Annotated in this window: 14 protein-coding genes and 1 pseudogene; 10 read left to right on the forward strand and 5 right to left on the reverse strand. The window is 65.0% G+C overall.

What is annotated here, in order from left to right; all coding sequences use genetic code 11:
• Both QX124_RS29875 and QX124_RS29880 read left to right on the forward strand, forming a co-directional pair.
• Nucleotides 1-321 (forward strand): annotated as a pseudogene (locus QX124_RS29875) (ABC transporter ATP-binding protein); the annotation flags it as partial.
• 18 nt (nt 322-339) lie between these two features.
• Complete coding sequence (locus QX124_RS29880; protein WP_315799096.1) at nt 340-1554, forward strand: M20 family metallopeptidase; 1215 nt, start codon at nt 340-342, stop codon at nt 1552-1554.
• Nucleotides 1555-1561: 7 nt separating this feature from the next.
• Here QX124_RS29880 and QX124_RS29885 read toward each other — a convergent pair whose 3' ends face one another.
• From QX124_RS29885 to QX124_RS29900, 4 genes are all read right to left on the reverse strand, one after another.
• Entirely contained in the window at nt 1562-1921 is a 360-nt protein-coding gene (locus QX124_RS29885) for a carboxymuconolactone decarboxylase family protein (RefSeq protein WP_315739298.1), read from the reverse strand.
• A gap of 9 nt (nt 1922-1930) precedes the next feature.
• The gene (locus QX124_RS29890) at nt 1931-5152 is read right to left on the reverse strand and encodes an efflux RND transporter permease subunit (RefSeq protein ID WP_315799097.1); all 3222 of its coding nucleotides are present in this window, start codon (nt 5150-5152) and stop codon (nt 1931-1933) included.
• A complete protein-coding gene (locus QX124_RS29895) occupies nt 5149-6138 on the reverse strand; it encodes an efflux RND transporter periplasmic adaptor subunit (RefSeq protein WP_315799098.1) in 990 nt (329 codons plus the stop codon). Before QX124_RS29895 ends, QX124_RS29890 begins: the two co-directional genes overlap by 4 nt.
• A 124-nt stretch (nt 6139-6262) precedes the next feature.
• Nucleotides 6263-6592: a metalloregulator ArsR/SmtB family transcription factor gene (locus QX124_RS29900; protein WP_315739301.1), complete on the reverse strand. Its 330-nt coding sequence runs from the start codon at nt 6590-6592 to the stop codon at nt 6263-6265.
• Between the two features lie 97 nt (nt 6593-6689).
• On the opposite strand from QX124_RS29900, the gene QX124_RS29905 reads away from it, so the two are divergent.
• From QX124_RS29905 to QX124_RS29925, 5 genes are all read left to right on the forward strand, one after another.
• The gene (locus QX124_RS29905; RefSeq protein WP_315770992.1) at nt 6690-7976 is read left to right on the forward strand and encodes an FAD/NAD(P)-binding oxidoreductase; all 1287 of its coding nucleotides are present in this window, start codon (nt 6690-6692) and stop codon (nt 7974-7976) included.
• Complete coding sequence (gene trxC / locus QX124_RS29910) at nt 7973-8413, forward strand: thioredoxin TrxC (protein WP_315739304.1); 441 nt, start codon at nt 7973-7975, stop codon at nt 8411-8413. The genes QX124_RS29905 and trxC overlap by 4 nt, the downstream gene beginning before the upstream one ends.
• 61 nt (nt 8414-8474) lie before the next feature.
• The gene (locus tag QX124_RS29915; protein WP_315739305.1) at nt 8475-8678 is read left to right on the forward strand and encodes a DUF2892 domain-containing protein; all 204 of its coding nucleotides are present in this window, start codon (nt 8475-8477) and stop codon (nt 8676-8678) included.
• 37 nt (nt 8679-8715) lie between these two features.
• Nucleotides 8716-10161, forward strand: a complete 1446-nt coding sequence (ccoG, locus tag QX124_RS29920) for a cytochrome c oxidase accessory protein CcoG (RefSeq protein ID WP_315770994.1) — start codon at nt 8716-8718, stop codon at nt 10159-10161.
• 196 nt (nt 10162-10357) lie between these two features.
• On the forward strand, nt 10358-10570 hold the full coding sequence (locus QX124_RS29925) for a hypothetical protein (protein WP_315739307.1): 213 nt from the start codon (nt 10358-10360) through the stop codon (nt 10568-10570).
• A 72-nt stretch (nt 10571-10642) separates the two neighbouring features.
• Here the strand turns inward: QX124_RS29925 and QX124_RS29930 are convergent, their stop codons facing one another.
• The gene (locus QX124_RS29930) at nt 10643-11281 is read right to left on the reverse strand and encodes a TetR/AcrR family transcriptional regulator (protein WP_315739308.1); all 639 of its coding nucleotides are present in this window, start codon (nt 11279-11281) and stop codon (nt 10643-10645) included.
• A 262-nt stretch (nt 11282-11543) separates the two neighbouring features.
• On the opposite strand from QX124_RS29930, the gene QX124_RS29935 reads away from it, so the two are divergent.
• Genes QX124_RS29935 through QX124_RS29945 form a run of 3 tightly spaced genes read left to right on the forward strand, consistent with a single transcriptional unit; the run spans nt 11544 to nt 15306 of the window.
• Entirely contained in the window at nt 11544-12404 is an 861-nt protein-coding gene (locus tag QX124_RS29935) for a xanthine dehydrogenase family protein subunit M (RefSeq protein ID WP_315799135.1), read from the forward strand.
• Nucleotides 12401-12934, forward strand: a complete 534-nt coding sequence (locus tag QX124_RS29940; protein ID WP_315799099.1) for a (2Fe-2S)-binding protein — start codon at nt 12401-12403, stop codon at nt 12932-12934. The genes QX124_RS29935 and QX124_RS29940 overlap by 4 nt, the downstream gene beginning before the upstream one ends.
• Nucleotides 12931-15306 carry a xanthine dehydrogenase family protein molybdopterin-binding subunit gene (locus QX124_RS29945; RefSeq protein WP_315799100.1) on the forward strand — a complete coding sequence of 792 codons (2376 nt, stop codon included), beginning with the start codon at nt 12931-12933 and terminating at the stop codon, nt 15304-15306. Before QX124_RS29940 ends, QX124_RS29945 begins: the two co-directional genes overlap by 4 nt.
• Nucleotides 15307-15320 lie beyond the last annotated feature (14 nt).

Genomic DNA, 15320 nt, shown 5'->3' on the forward strand with positions numbered 1-15320 from the left:
GGCGAGAAGCAGCGCGTCGCGATCGCGCGTGCTTTTGCGGCGCGACCGCGCCTGGTGATCTGCGACGAGATCACGGCGCCTCTCGATGTCTCCGTCCAGGCCCAGATCATCGAGCTGCTGCTGGCTTTGCGCGCCGAGACCGGCGCGGCCTATCTCTTCATCACCCACGATCTCAACCTCATCAGGCAGATCGCGCACCGCATCGTCGTGATGCGCCATGGCCGGCTTGTCGACAGCCGCGCGGTGGACGCGTTCGAGGCGGACGACGTTCACCCCTACACAAGCGAACTGATGGCGGCGTCACCTGCGCCTGTCGGATGACCGCAAGGACTGCAACTCATGAATCGCAACGAATTGCTCGCCCGTATCGACGTCCCGGAGTCGCTCGCGCTGCTGTCGCGCATGGTACAGCATAAGAGCTATTCGAAGACCGAAGGCGAGAGGCAGCTCGCGACGTTCATGGCCGAGCAGATGAGCGAGATCGGCCTGGATGCGGCCGTCGCGCCGTTCGGTGCCGAAGGCCGCGTCAACGCCGTCGGCCGCTGGAACGGCACCGGCGGCGGCAAGAGTCTGCTGTTCAACGGCCATGTCGATACCAATCCGGTGACGGAAGGCTGGACCGTCGACCCCTGGGCAGGGAAGGTGGACGACGACTTCGTCTACGGAATCGGCGTGTCAAACATGAAGGCCGGCGACGCCGCCTATTTCTGTGCGGTCAAGACGCTGATCGAGGCCGGCGTCAAGCTGAGGGGCGACGTCATCCTGACCTATGTGGTCGGCGAGCTGCAGGGTGGGGTCGGCACCTACTCGTTGCTGAAGCAGGGGCTGCGCGCGGACTATTTCATCAATTCTGAGCCAACCGACCTCAAGGCGATGACGATGCATGCCGCGGCATTCATGTTCATCATCGAGCTCGTCGGCAACACGCGGCATCTGTCGAAGCGGGAGGAGGCGGTTGACGCCATCACTGCCGCCTGCGATCTCATTCCGCGTCTCAATGCGATGCGATTCTCCGGCGCGCGTTCGCCGGCACATGAGGCTATCAACCGCGTTCATGTCGGCGTCGTGCACGGCGCGCTCGGTCGCGAGCTGCACGAGTGGCGGACGCCGCAGGTCGCGGATTTCGTCCGCATCAAGGGTTCCGGCCGTTATGCACCAGGGCAGACCGAGCAAGGCGCGCTGGCGGACATGCGGCGCGAGCTCGATGCGCTGGAGGCGCGTTTTCCCGGCCTGAAGGCTCATCTGATGTCGGAGGATCGCGCCGGCGTACCGACCATGCCGCCGTTCGAGGTCGCGCCCGAGAGCGCGATCGTCCGTGCCGTCAACAATGCGTATCGCGTCGTGCGCGGCGCCGCCCAGCCGACGGGCCCGGTGGCGCCCAGCTGCTTCTATGGCACCGATGCTGGCCATCTTTATACCTATGGCGGCATGGAGGGCATCGTCTGCGGGCCGGGCGGCCGCTACAACACGATGCCTGACGAGCGCGTCGACATTCCCGACTATCTCGACATGATCCGCATCTACATGCTGGCGATTCTCGACATCTGCGGCTGATGCCGCGTCAGGCGGCGGCTGTCGCTTGTTCCTGGAACTGTTCGAAGGCCGCGATCGCATCGGCGGCATACATGAGCGACGGTCCGCCGCCCATGTAGATGGCCATGCCGAGCGTTTCCTCGACCTCCTGGCGGGTCGCGCCGAGACGCACAAGCGCGTCGGCATGGAAGCCGATGCAGCCGTCGCAGCGGACGGCAACGCCGATCGCCAGCGCGATCAGCTCCTTGGTCTTCTTGTCGAGGGCGCCGTCGCGACTCGCGGCCTGAGCCAGTGCAGAGAAGCCCTGCATGACCTCAGGGATGTCCTTGCGCAGCGTTCGCAGATTGCCGGAAATGTCCTTGCAGAGCTCGGGGTAGTTCTTGTCCATCATCATCTCCTAGGACATCTTCGTGGTGGGTTTGCCGGGCTCGCGCAGCGCGATGTAGATCGCGGGGATCACGAGCACGGTGAGCAGGGTGGATGAGGCCAGGCCGAACAGCAGCGAGATCGCCAGCCCCTGGAAGATCGGGTCGAGCAGGATCGTCGCCGCACCGATCATCGCCGCGAGCGCCGTCAGCAGGATCGGCTTGAAGCGCACGGCGCCGGCCTCCAGCACGACGTCGCGCAACGTCTTGCCCTCGCCGCCGCTGTGGCGGATGAAGTCGACCAGCAGGATCGAGTTGCGGACGATGATGCCGGCCAGCGCGATGAAGCCGATCATCGACGTCGCCGTGAACGGCGCGCCCAGCAACCAGTGGCCGAGCAGGATGCCGATCAGGGTCAGCGGGATCGGCGTGAGGATCACGAGCGGCAGCCGGAAGCTCTTGAACTGCGCCACGACCAGAACGTAGATGCCGAGGATGGCGGCGCCGAATGCGGCGCCCATGTCGCGGAAGGTCACGTAGGTGATCTCCCATTCGCCATCCCACAGCAGCGTCGGACGGGACTCGTCCTTGGGCTGGCCGTGGAAGCCGATCACGGGCTTCGGCAGCTTGCCCCAGTCATGGGCGTCGATCCGGTCGGCGACCGCGAGCATGCCGTAGAGCGGAGCCTCGAAGCGGCCGGCGAGTTCGGCCATCACCATGTCGGCAAAGCGGCCGTCACGGCGGAAGATCGTCGGCGACCCCTCTTCCATGGTGGCCTTCACGACCTGGCCGAGTTCGACGACGGTCTTGCTGCCAGGCACCGTGTTGGCGGGCACCGGCGTCGATGCCAGGGCCTGGCTCCAGCTCTTGTCGTGCTTCGGCAGACGCACGGCGATCTCGATCGGATTGCGGTCTTCGCCGCGATGCGAGTAGCCGACCGAGGCGCCGCCGAACAGCGTCTGGATCGTGTCGTAGACGTCTCGCTGCTCGACACCGAAGAACTCGAGACTGTCCTGGTCGATCGACAGTCGCAGCCGCGGTCGTCGCTGACCGATGGAATCGTCGATGTCGACGATGAAGGGAACGTCGGCGAAGACCTTCTTGAGTTCGGTGGTGACGGCGCGCCGAGTCGCCGCGTCCGGACCGTAGATTTCCGCCAGCAGGGTGGCGAGCACCGGAGGCCCGGGCGGCACTTCGACCACCTTGATGCTGGTGCCGGCCGGCACAGGGATGCTCTTCAGCCGCTGGCGCAGCTCGAGCGCGATGTCGTGGCTCGCGCGCTTGCGGTCGCCGCGCGCGGCGAGATTGACCTGGAGCTCGCCGAGCTCGGGCCGCTCCCGCAGATAGTAGTGCCTCACGAGACCGTTGAAGTTGAACGGCGCCGCCGTGCCGGCATAGCTCTGCACGGTCGTGATCTCCGGCAGCCCATGCGCGATGTCGGCGGCCGCGAACAGCGTGCGCTCGGTATCCTCCAGGCTCGCGCCTTCGGGCAGATCGACCATCACGGCGATCTCCGACTTGTTGTCGAACGGCAGCAGCTTGACGGTGACGGACTTGGTGGCGAACAGCGTCATCGACAGCAAGGTGGCGATACCGACGCCGAGCAGGAAGATCCAGGCGGAGCGCTTGCTGGCGACGATCGGGCGCGCGACGCTTCGGTAGATGCGTCCGAGACGGCCTTCGCCATGCGCGTCATGAGAGCCTGCCGAGGCGCTGGTCGACTTCGGCGCCAGCCGCAGCATCAGCCACGGCGCCACCACCATGGCGACGAAGAACGAGAACAGCATCGCCGCCGAGGCGTTGGCCGGGATCGGCGCCATGTAGGGGCCCATCAGTCCCGACACGAACAGCATCGGCAACAGGGCGGCGACCACGGTCAAGGTCGCGACAACGGTGGGGTTGCCGACTTCGGCGACGGCCTCGATGGTGGCCTGCAGGCGCGGCCGGCCGTCATGCATGCCCCAGTGGCGGGCGATGTTCTCGACCACGACGATGGCGTCGTCGACCAGGATGCCGATCGAGAAGATCAGGGCAAACAGGCTGACACGGTTGATCGTGTAGCCCATCAGATTGGCGGCGAACATCGTCAGCAGGATCGTGGTCGGAATCACCACGAAGGTCACGAGGGCCTCGCGCCAGCCGATGGCGACCGCAATCAGCACGACGATCGAGATCGTGGCGAGGCCGAGATGGAACAGTAGCTCGTTGGCCTTCTCGTTGGCGGTCTCGCCGTAGTCGCGCGTCACCGTGACTGCGACGTCGCTCGGAATGAGACTGGCCTTCAGCCCTTCGAGGCGCTGCGCGATGTCGTGAGACACCACCACGGCATTGGCGCCGGCGCGCTTGGCGAGCGCGAGGCTCACCGCCGGCACCCGGTGCCAATCGCCCTTGTCGTTGCGGGCGTCATCCCAGACGCGATGCTCTGCGAGGTTGGGGCCGATGACGACGGTGGCGACGTCGCGCACATAGACGGGACGACCGTCGCGCGTCGAGATCAGCAGCAGGCCGATGTCCGGGATGCCCGTGAGCGTCTGGCCCGCGGCGACATTGCGCACGATGCCGCCGTCGCGAACGTCTCCGGCCAGGAACGATCGGTTCGCGTCCTTCACCTTGGCGACGAGCTGCTGCAGGGTCACGCCGAACAGCGACAGTTTTTCCGGATCGGGCTCGACCCGGATCTGCTGGGCACCGCCGCCGGAGATATAGGTCAGGCCGATATTGTCGACCTTGGTCAGCTCCGCCCGCAGCTTGTCGGCGAGCTCGTAGAGGTCCTTGTCGGACCAGCGCCCGGCGGCTTCAGGCTTCGGCGACAGTGTCAGCACAGTGACGGCGACGTCGTTGATGCCGCGGCCGACGATCAGCGGCTCGGGAATGCCGACGGGGATGCGGTCGAGGTTGGCGCGTAGCTTCTCGTGGACGCGCAGGATTGCGTCCTCGAACTTGGTCCCCACCAGGAACCGCGCGGTGACCATGACACGGTCGTCCTCGGTCTGGCTGTAGACGTGCTCGACGCCATCGATCGCTTTGACAATGGTCTCCAGCGGCTTGGTCACGAGCTCGACGCCGTCAGGCGCACGCAGGCCGTCGGCGTTGACACGGATGTCGACCATCGGCACGCTGATCTGCGGCTCTTCCTCGCGCGGGATCACGACGACGGCGATGAGGCCGACCACGAGCGCCGCGAGCAGAAACAGCGGCGTCAGCGGCGAGGCGATGGTCGCCTGGGTAAGCTTGCCTGAGAGTCCGAGTTTCACGGCTGCACCAACTGGTCGCCAGCGCGCAGGCCGGACAGGATTTCAAGTCCATCGGGGAGATCGGCGCTCGGCAGAGCGCGGCCGCGCTGCACCGGAACGCTCACCTTCTGCGTCCCTTGCTGCAACTGGACATAATCGATGCCGAACCGTGTTGTGACGTAGCGCTGCGGGATCACGTAGGCATCGCGTTGGCCGCCGGAGATCCAGACCCGGAGCCGGTCGCCGACGAAATACTGGCCGAGACCGGAGACGATCGCGTCGGCCACGACACGGCCTTCCTCGATCTGCGGATAGACCAGGTCGATCACACCCCATTTGTCGGCGCTGTCACCGAACTCGGCGCCGTCGACCCGCACCCTGTCGCCCGCCTTGAGAAAGAGAGCGTGCCGCTCGGGCACGCGCAGTCGCAGCTTGAAGTTCTGCTGCGCCACGGTCACCACGGGATCGCCCGGCAGAACGACCGATCCGACGGCAACGAGCTTTTTCAGCACGCGGCCGTCGTCGGGCGCCAGCACTTGGCCTTCGCTCATCTGCTGGTTGACCACGGCACGCTCGGCGGTCTTGGCCCGCAGCCCGTTCTCGGCGACGTTGAGCGCCGTGCGCGTCTCGTCGAGCTTGATGCGGGGCAGGGTGCCGCGCTCGACGAGGCCCTCGGTGCGTGTGAAGTCGATCTGCGCCTGGTTGGCTTGCGCCTGCAGCGCTTCGATCTGGGCGTCGAGCGATTTGATCTGCAGGGCCAGCTTTTCATCGCCGATCAAGGCGATGGGCTGGCCGCGCTTGACCGGGTCGCCTTCGCGCACCGAAAGCTGCACGATGGTGCCGCCGATGCGGCCGCGGGCAGGGACCACGCTGATGCTCTCCACCGTCGCGAACACCGCCTTCTCGTCGGCGACCTGCCGTGGCGCCACCGTCAGCGTCTCCGCAAGGGCCGGCACCGCCTGCCACGCCATCGCGGCGACCAAGCTCAGGACCGATAATCTGCGCATCAGCCTATTCCTGTCTCTTCTATTGACCTAAATTGGGTAAGGCGAAACATCCGTGGGTGGTACATAAATCCCACCGGGATGCGGGTTCCCACTTGATGCTAGTCAAGTCGGCGGGATCGCGCCGTCATAGTCTCGGCGCAGGTTTCGGCGGCCGCGTTGCGCAATAGACCTGATAGAGGGTCTTCAGGACCTCGCGAGCCGGCTCGCTGGTGATCGAATAGTAGATCGTCTGCCCCTCGCGCCGCGCGGTGACCAGGCCGTCCTTGCGCAGCAGTGCGAGGTGCTGCGAGACGGTCGAGTCACGCAGGCCGAGGAATGCAGCAAGCTCGCCGACAGACCGTTCGTTGTCGACCAGCTGGCAGATGATCAGGAGCCGGTGCCGGTTCGACAGCGCCTTCAAGAGGTCACTGGCCTGGTCGGCCGCCGCTTCCATGATGTCAGCATTAAATTTCATAGTTGCGTATATACAGATATTCGAATATATAGTCAAGGCCAGCTCGTGAGGTCGCGGCTGGGCGAAACAATAACGAAGCAAGGCGATGGAGGACCCAATGGCGGATGTTGTCGTGATCGGAGCGGGGCTGAGCGGCTCCCTGATGGCTTATGAATTGTTGCCCCAGCTGAGAAAGGAGGATCGCGTGACCGTCATCTCGCAGGGGTCCTCCTATCATTTCGTGCCGTCCAACCCATGGGTCGCCGTCGGTTGGCGTAAGCGCGACGAGATCGAGATCGATCTGGTCGACGTCATGCAGCGCAAGGGCATCCGGCTGTTGACGCAGGGCGCCAAGAGGGTGCACGCCGCCGAGAACCAGGTCGAGCTCACGGACGGCGCCATGGTGGCTTACGACTATCTCGTCGTCGCGACCGGTCCCGAGCTCGCCTTCGATGAGATTCCAGGGCTCGGACCGGATGGACATACGCAGTCCGTGTGCCATGTCGACCACGCCGCCCATGCCAAGGCGGCATTCGACAGGCTGGCCGAGAAGCCTGGCCCGGTGATCGTCGGCGCGGTGCAGGGCGCATCCTGCTTCGGACCGGCCTACGAATTCCTGTTCATCCTGGAGACAGAGCTGCGCCGCCGCAAGCTGCGCGACCAGGTGCCGATGACCTTCGTGACATCCGAACCCTATATCGGTCATCTCGGCCTCGACGGTGTTGGTGACACCAAAGGCTTGCTGGAGAGCGAGATGCGCGAGAAGCACATCAAGTGGATCACCAGCGCGCGCGTCACCAAGGTCGAGGACGGCCGCATGTTCGTGGAGGAGATCGCCGACGACGGCTCCGTCCGCAAGACGCATGAGCTGCCGTTCGCCTATTCGATGATGCTGCCGGCATTCCGCGGCGTCGGCGCCGTCAGAGGCATCGACAAGCTGACCAATCCGCGCGGCTTTGTCGTCGTCGACAAGCATCAGCGCAATCCGACCTTCCCCAACGTGTTTGCCATCGGCGTCTGCGTTGCGATCCCGCCGATCGGGCCGACGCCGGTGCCGGTCGGGGTGCCCAAGACGGGTTTCATGATCGAATCGATGGTGACGGCGACGGCCTTGAACATCGGGGCGCTGCTGCGCGGCGAGGAGCCAAAAGCCGAGCCGACCTGGAACGCGATCTGTCTTGCCGATTTCGGCGATTCCGGCGTCGCCTTCCTGGCTCAGCCGCAGATCCCGCCGCGCAACGTCAACTGGTCGTCGAAGGGGGAGTGGGTGCACTACGCCAAGGTCGCCTTCGAGAAGTACTTCCTGCGCAAGATGAGGCGCGGGACGCCCGAGCCGTTCTACGAGAAGTTCCTGCTCGACCGGCTCAACATCGCCAAGATCAAGGAAGTCAGGACCGGGACATGAGCAACGGCTTGCAGATCGTGTGCGGCCATTGCGGGCAGATCAACCGTCTGCCCGCGGACCGGGCGCCGGCGCAGGGGAAATGCGGCAAGTGTCATACGCCGCTGTTCAGCGGCCATCCGATCGAGGTCGACCAGCCCGCGTTCGAGCGACATGTCGCGCATAGCAGTTTGCCGCTGCTCGTCGACGTCTGGGCGCCGTGGTGCGGCCCATGCCGTGCGATGGCGCCAATGTTCGCGCGTGCGGCCCAGGAGCTGGAGCCGCGTGTGCAACTCCTTAAGCTGAACTCGGACGAGGCGCCGGAAGTTTCGGCACGGCTCGGCATCTCCGGAATTCCGACCATGCTGCTGCTGCAGCAGGGTCGGGAGCTGGCGCGGATTTCGGGTGCGATGGACTCGCAACGAATCGTCGCCTGGACACTGTCCGGCCTGCGGCAATAGCCATACGGCCGGACCGGCACTTGCTTGATTACGCTCAAATGCAACCATGAGGGAGTATGTCATGAACGTCGACAAAGCAGTTCTCACCTTCGCAGGGATCGTCGTCCTGCTCAGTCTGGCCCTGGGCTGGTACGTCAGTCCCTATTGGTTCTTGCTGGCGGCCTTTGCTGGCGTGAACATGATCCAGGCCTCGTTCACGGGCTTCTGTCCGGCAGCGATCGTCTTCAAGAAGCTGGGGCTCAAGAGCGGCAACGCGTTCTCCTGAATCGGTCGGAAGGACGGCAAGATGAAGCGAGGATATCATGGCTGACTCGGACGAAACCTACATCGTCGGGCCGCTCTACAAGGCGCGCGAAAAGGTCTATCCGGCGGCCGTGCACGGCCGCTTCCGGCGCATCAAGTGGACGATCCTGTGCATCACGCTCGGCATCTACTACCTGCTGCCCTTCGTCCGCTGGGATCGCGGTCCCGGCATGCCGAACCAGGCGGTGCTGGTCGACTTCCCGCATCGCCGGTTCTACTTCTTCTTCATCGAGTTGTGGCCGCAGGAGGTCTACTACTTCACGGGGCTGTTGATCATCGCGGCGGTCGCCCTGTTCCTGATGAATGCAGTGGCCGGCCGGCTGTGGTGCGGCTACCTCTGTCCGCAGACGGTATGGACCGACCTGTTCTACGCCGTCGAACGCTGGGTGGAGGGCGATCGCCGTGAGCGCATCCTCAGCGACAAGCGCGGCTGGACCTTCACCCATATTCGCCAGGCCGCGCTCAAGCACTTCCTCTGGATCATGATCGGCTGGTGGACCGGCGGCGCCTGGGTGCTGTATTTCGACGATGCGCCTACGCTGGTGAAGGATCTGGCCACCTTCCAGGCGCCGTTCATCGCCTATCTCTGGATCGGCATCCTGACGGCGACGACCTACGTGTTCGCCGGCCACGCCCGCGAGCAGGTCTGCATCTACATGTGCCCGTGGCCGCGCATCCAGGCCGCGCTGACCGACGAATGGGCGCTCAACGTCACCTACAAGGGCGACCGCGGCGAGCCGCGCATGTCGGTCAAGAAGGCGGAAGCCGCACGGCTGCAGGGCGCTCCCGCCGGCGACTGCATCGACTGCCACCAATGCGTCAACGTCTGCCCGACCGGCGTCGACATCCGCCACGGCATCCAGCTCGGCTGCATCCAGTGCAGCCTTTGCATCGACGCCTGCGACAGCGTGATGACCCAGATCGGCCGTCCGACCGGCCTGATCGGTTACGACACCGACATCAACGTGCAGCGCCGCAAGGAAGGTAAGCCCGAGATCTACCGGATCATCCGGCCGCGCACGGTCATCTATGCGAGCTTCATCGCGATCGTCGGCGGGATCATGCTGTACTCGCTGGCGACGCGCGGCACGATGGGCATCAACGTGCTGCATGAACGTAACCCGCTGTTCGTGCAGTTGTCGGATGGCGGCGTCCGTAACGACTACACAGTCCGTCTGCTCAACAAGCGCGGCGCGCGCGACTTCGTGCTGGACGTCGTGGGGCTTCCGAACGCCAAGGTGACGGTGGCCGGCGAGACGCGCGAGCAGGACGGTCGCATGGTGATCGATGTCGGCCAGGACCAGACCCGCGAGATCCGCATGTCGATCGAGGCCAAGGGAGCCGACCTTCCCTCCGCGCCGGTGGACATCGAGATCAAGATCACGGATCCGGCGACTGGTACTTCGGTCAGCAAGCGAGATCACTTCGTTCCAGCGACACGATAGAGCAGTGTCGTTCGATCGCCGATCATGAGGCGTCCGCGGCATTCCGTGGGCTTATCGGGACTGATCGAGGGAGGAGCAGTCGCTCCTCCCTCGATTGCTGAGTCCGGTTGTTCCAAATCAATGCCGGCTCGAAGTCGCAAGCAGAGCATTCTCGCGTCAAGGGATCGAAAGCTTTCCTACTGGCGGAGAAAGACAGATGTTCAAGGTCGCAATTCTCATCTGGGTCATGCTGGGCACCGTGCTTGCAGGCAGTGCGGTTACGGCATTGTTGACGGTGCAGGGGCTGGTTGCGAGCCCGATGAAGGACCTCCCGTTGGCGGCGTTGGTCGGATTCGTCGTCGCCATGCCGCTATCCTATCTCGTCGCTGCGAAGATCAGCCGCAATGGTGGGCGTAGCCGAACGGCGTGAGGGCCGCAGCCGGCAGGCATGTGCAGTATCCTCGGAGAGCCTGCTCAAGATCGCCGCCGACGACGGGCCGGATCATCGTGCTGTTCCGGCCTGATCGTCGTGCACGAGCCGCGGGAGCGCCAGTCTGGCGCCGTCCATGAAGAGGTCGATCGCATCACGCACGGTTTGCTCGAGGTCGGATGGAACGGGTGTCTCGTAGATGAACTTTCGGATCGCGAGATAGAAGATGCGTCCGTGCAGTCCCCAGAACATCTCCGTCTCGCGGCTGCCGAGAGGGCAGGTGGCGGCGTCTGGGAGCTGCAATTCATGCCGCAGCTCGATCGCGGCAGGCTCGATGATCTCGCGTCGGACGAGGTCGAGATAGCGACCGGTGATGCCGAACGACTTCATGCCCGAGAACACGAAGATCCGCACCCAATTATATTCGAACACGCGCGCCACATAGTCGAGATAGAAGCCGGTTAGCCGTGCCTTCAGCGGATGGCTGCGATCGCGGATCAGCGGGCCCCAATCCTGCGACCAGCGGCTCAGATAGACCTCCTGATAGACGCGCTCGATGAGGGCTTCCTTGCTGGGGAAGTGCCGGTAGATCACCGAATGCGCGATACCCATGCGCTTCGCGAGCTCCCGCGTCTGGCCTTCGAAGCCGCGCTCGGCGAAAAAGCGGATGGCTTCATCCACGATCACGCGCTCGCGGTCGGCGGCGCGCATATTGCGGCGCCTCGCGCGAGGACGGCCGTCGGTTCTCCGCTGGCCTCCACCAACGCGGCCGTTTGTCTCAGCGTTCGCTGTCTTCGAGGTCTTAGCCATGGTCTCATCGATTGCGGCGACAGCCTGCTTGATACCCGAAAGCTGATTTGTGACCAATCGTTCGTTTCTGGTTGACCGCGCTGCCGCCGCGTGCAACTCTTTTAAGACCAGATGGTCACAAATCTGGGACTCCGGGCTGGCGAGCCCTGGCGGCGAGGAACGGATGAAAGCGAGGGCTTTCAGCTATTTTCGTGCACACACGATCGGCGAGGCGCTCGAAGCTCATGCGGGCGCCGGCGACGATGCACGCTTCATTGCCGGTGGCCAGAGTCTGGTTCCGGCGCTGGCGTTGCGTCTTCAGGCGCCGCGTATTCTGATCGATATCAATCACATTGCAGAGCTGCGCGGCGTCACGCGGGACGGCGAGTGGTTGCGGATCGGCGCCTTGACCCGGCACTGCGAGATGCTGACCGATCCGCTGATCGCCGAGTTTGCGCCGCTGTTGCGCGCCGCAGCGCCGTTCGTTGCGCACCCTGCCATCCGCAATCGCGGGACCTTGGGCGGCAGTGTCGCGCTGGCGGACCCGGCCTCCGAATTTCCGGCGATGGTGCTGGCGCTCGACGCCGAGATCGAGATTGCCGGCACGTCCGGCCGGCGCCGCGTCGAAGCCGATGACTTCTTCACCGACCTTTTTGAGACGGCGATCGCGTCTGGCGAGATCCTCGTCGCAGTTCATGTTCCTCTCTTCAAAGCCGGCCAGCGCATTGCGTTCGATGAACTGGCCCGCCGGCGCGGCGACTATGCATTGGTCGGTTGCGGCCTGCTCGCGACCTGTCAGAGCGATCTGATCGAGCGCATCCGCATTGCGTTCTTCTCGGTCGGCAATGTCCCGACCCGTGCGAGACATGCGGAGGAAGCGCTGACGGGCGGCCGGATCGATGCCGGACGGATTGCGGCTGCCCAGGCTGCGCTTGATGACGATCTCGCGCCTGCTGACAGCGACGATGTTCCGGCGGCGATGCGCCTGCATCTCGCACGCGTTCTGCTCGGCCGGCTGCTGGGACGGATCGGAGATGCCGCATGAGCGCGCTGGTCGACATCGAGGACGACGAGCAGGTCCGCATTCGCCTCATCGTCAACGGCCGCAAGGTGGCTTGTGACGTCGCGCCTCGCGACACGCTGGTGGATTGTCTTCGCCAGCAGCTCGAATTGACCGGCACGCATGCCGGTTGCGAAATGGGCGCCTGCGGCGCCTGCCTGGTTCAGCTCGACGGCGCAGCTGTGCATGGCTGCCTGATGTTTGCCGTGCAGGCCGATGGCGCGCGGATCGATACGATCGAGGGGCTCTCGGAGAGCGGCGTGATCGCCGACCTGCAGGCCGAGTTTCATCGGCGCAATGCGCTGCAATGCGGGTTCTGCACGCCGGGCATGCTGATCACCGCTCATGAGCTGCTGACCCGTGCTGCACGGCCGAGTCGCGAGACCATCCGCGACGCGCTTTCGGGGAATTTCTGCCGCTGCACCGGATATGAAGCGATCGTCGACGCCATCGCCGCGGTGGCTGCGGCGCGGTCGGCAACGGCATCGCAGGACGCGGAGGGCTCGTCGCGATGAGCGCGCCGCTGACCTCGCTGGACCGTCCGAATTCCTATATCGGCCGCTCCGTGCCGCGACCGAATGCGAAGCGGCTGCTCGCCGGACGCGGGCGCTACGTGACCGACCTTCGCCTGCCGCGCATGCTGTACGCAGCCTTCCTGCGCAGCCCGTATGCTCATGCACGGATCACCCGCATCGAGGTCGATGCAGCGCGGGCGCTTTCGGGCGTGCATCTGGTCGCGACCGGCGCTGATCTTGCGAAGATCTGCACGCCGTGGACCGGGACGCTCGATCATTTCAAGGGCATGACGTCCGAGCCGCAGCTGCCGTTGCCGGTGGATCGCGTCGTCTGGGCCGGGCAGGCCGTGATTGCCGTCGTCGCCGAGAGCAGGGCGATTGCGGAGGATGCGCTGGAGCTGATCTCGGTCGACTACGAGGAGCTGCCGGCGGTGGTCGATCTCGACGCCGCGCGCCGGCCGGGGATGCCGCTGGTCAATCCGGTTGCGGCGTCCAACATCTGTTTCCGCACGCAGCTCGACAGCGGCAGCGTCGATGAGGCCTTCGCGTCGGCCGCGCATGTGATCGAGGAAGAATTCAGCTTCGGCCGTCATACCCCGGTCACGCTGGAGCCGCGGGCCATCGTCGCGGACTATGATCCCGAGAGCGGCGCGCTGACGGTGCACCACGCCACGCAGACGCCCTACCAGTTCCAGGATCTGTACGCTCGCCACTACGGCATCCCGGAAGCCGGCGTGCGCGTGATCGCGCCCGATATCGGCGGCTCGTTCGGCATGAAGCTGCATGTCTACCACGAGGACATGGCGGTTGTCGGGCTGTCGATCCTGCTCGGGCGCCCGGTCAAATACGTCGCCGACCGCATCGAGTCCTTCGTGTCGGATATTCATGCCCGCGATCACCATGTCCGCGCGCGCATGGCCGTCGACGCCGAGGGCAAGATCCTTGCCATGGACGTCCACGATGCCACGGCGATCGGCGCGTTCTCGACCTATCCGCGCACCAGCGTCGTCGAAGGCAATCAGGTCATCCGCCTGATCGGTGCGCCGTATGACTTCAAGTCCTATCGTGCCGCGCTCGAGGTCGTGTTCCAGAACAAGGTGCAGACCAGCCAGTATCGCGCGGTCGGACATCCCATCGCCTGCGCGGTCACCGAGCGCATGGTGGATCTCGCCGCAAGCCGCGTCGGGATCGACCCGTTTTGCATGCGCGCCAGGAACGTGATCGCCGACAATGCCTATCCGACGGCCTCGCCGAGCGGCTACAGGTTCGAGGCGCTGTCGCACGAGGTCTGCCTGCGGCGGCTGCGCGAGATCATGGACTACGACGCGCTGCGCGCCGAGCAGACCGAGCTGCATCGGCGCGGCATCTATCGCGGCATCGGCATTGCGACCTTCGTCGAGATCACCAACCCGAGCCCGGCGTTCTACGGCGTCGGCGGCGCGCGCATCTCCTCGCAGGATGGCGCGACCGTCAGCCTGACGCCGTCGGGCGAGGTGCGCTGTGCGATCTCCGTGACCGAGCAGGGACAGGGCACCGAGGCGATCATCAGCCAGATCGTCGCCGACCAGCTCGGCCTCGCCCAGGAGCACGTCAAGATCATCACCGGCGATACCGAGGTCACGCCGCATGGTGGTGCGACCTGGGCCTGCCGCGGCGCGGGCATCGGTGGCGAGACGGCACTGCAGGCCGCGCGAAAGCTCAAGGCGAACATTCTGGAGATTGCCGCGCTGGTGCTGCAGGAGCAGCCCGCCGCGCTCGACGTCGTCGACGGCCAGATCGTCAGTGTCGCGACGGGGCAGACGCGTCTGCCGGTCGCCGAGATCGCGCGCATCGCCTATTTCCGGTCCGACACCTTGCCACCGGGCACTCAGGCGCAACTGACCGTCAGTCATCATTTCGCGCCCCAGGGCTATCCCTTTGCCTTCACCAATGGCATTCAAGGCTGCTACCTCGAAGTCGACGTCGAGACCGGCTTCATCAGGCTGCTGAAGCACTACGTCGTCGAGGATTGCGGCCGGATCATCAACCCGATGCTGGTCGACGAGCAGTTGCGCGGTGGTGTCGTGCAGGGTCTTGGCGCTGCGCTGTTCGAGGAGTGCCGTTACGGTGAGACCGGCCAGTTGCTCAACGGGTCGATGGCCGACTATCTGGTGCCGATGGCGTTGGAGATGCCAGACATTACCATCGATCACGTCGAGACGCCGACGGCGGACACCATTCTCGGCGCAAAGGGCTGCGGCGAGGCCGGCACCGCGGCCGCGTCGGCCTGTGTGCTAAATGCGGTCAACGATGCGCTGATGCCCTTCGGCGCCTCCATCAACACCATTCCCATCACGCCTGCGCGCGTGCTCAAGGCGCTCAACCGGTTCTAAGAAATACGAATGAG

The sequence above is a fragment of the Bradyrhizobium sp. SZCCHNRI3043 genome (assembly GCF_032377735.1).
Taxonomy (GTDB): domain Bacteria; phylum Pseudomonadota; class Alphaproteobacteria; order Rhizobiales; family Xanthobacteraceae; genus Bradyrhizobium.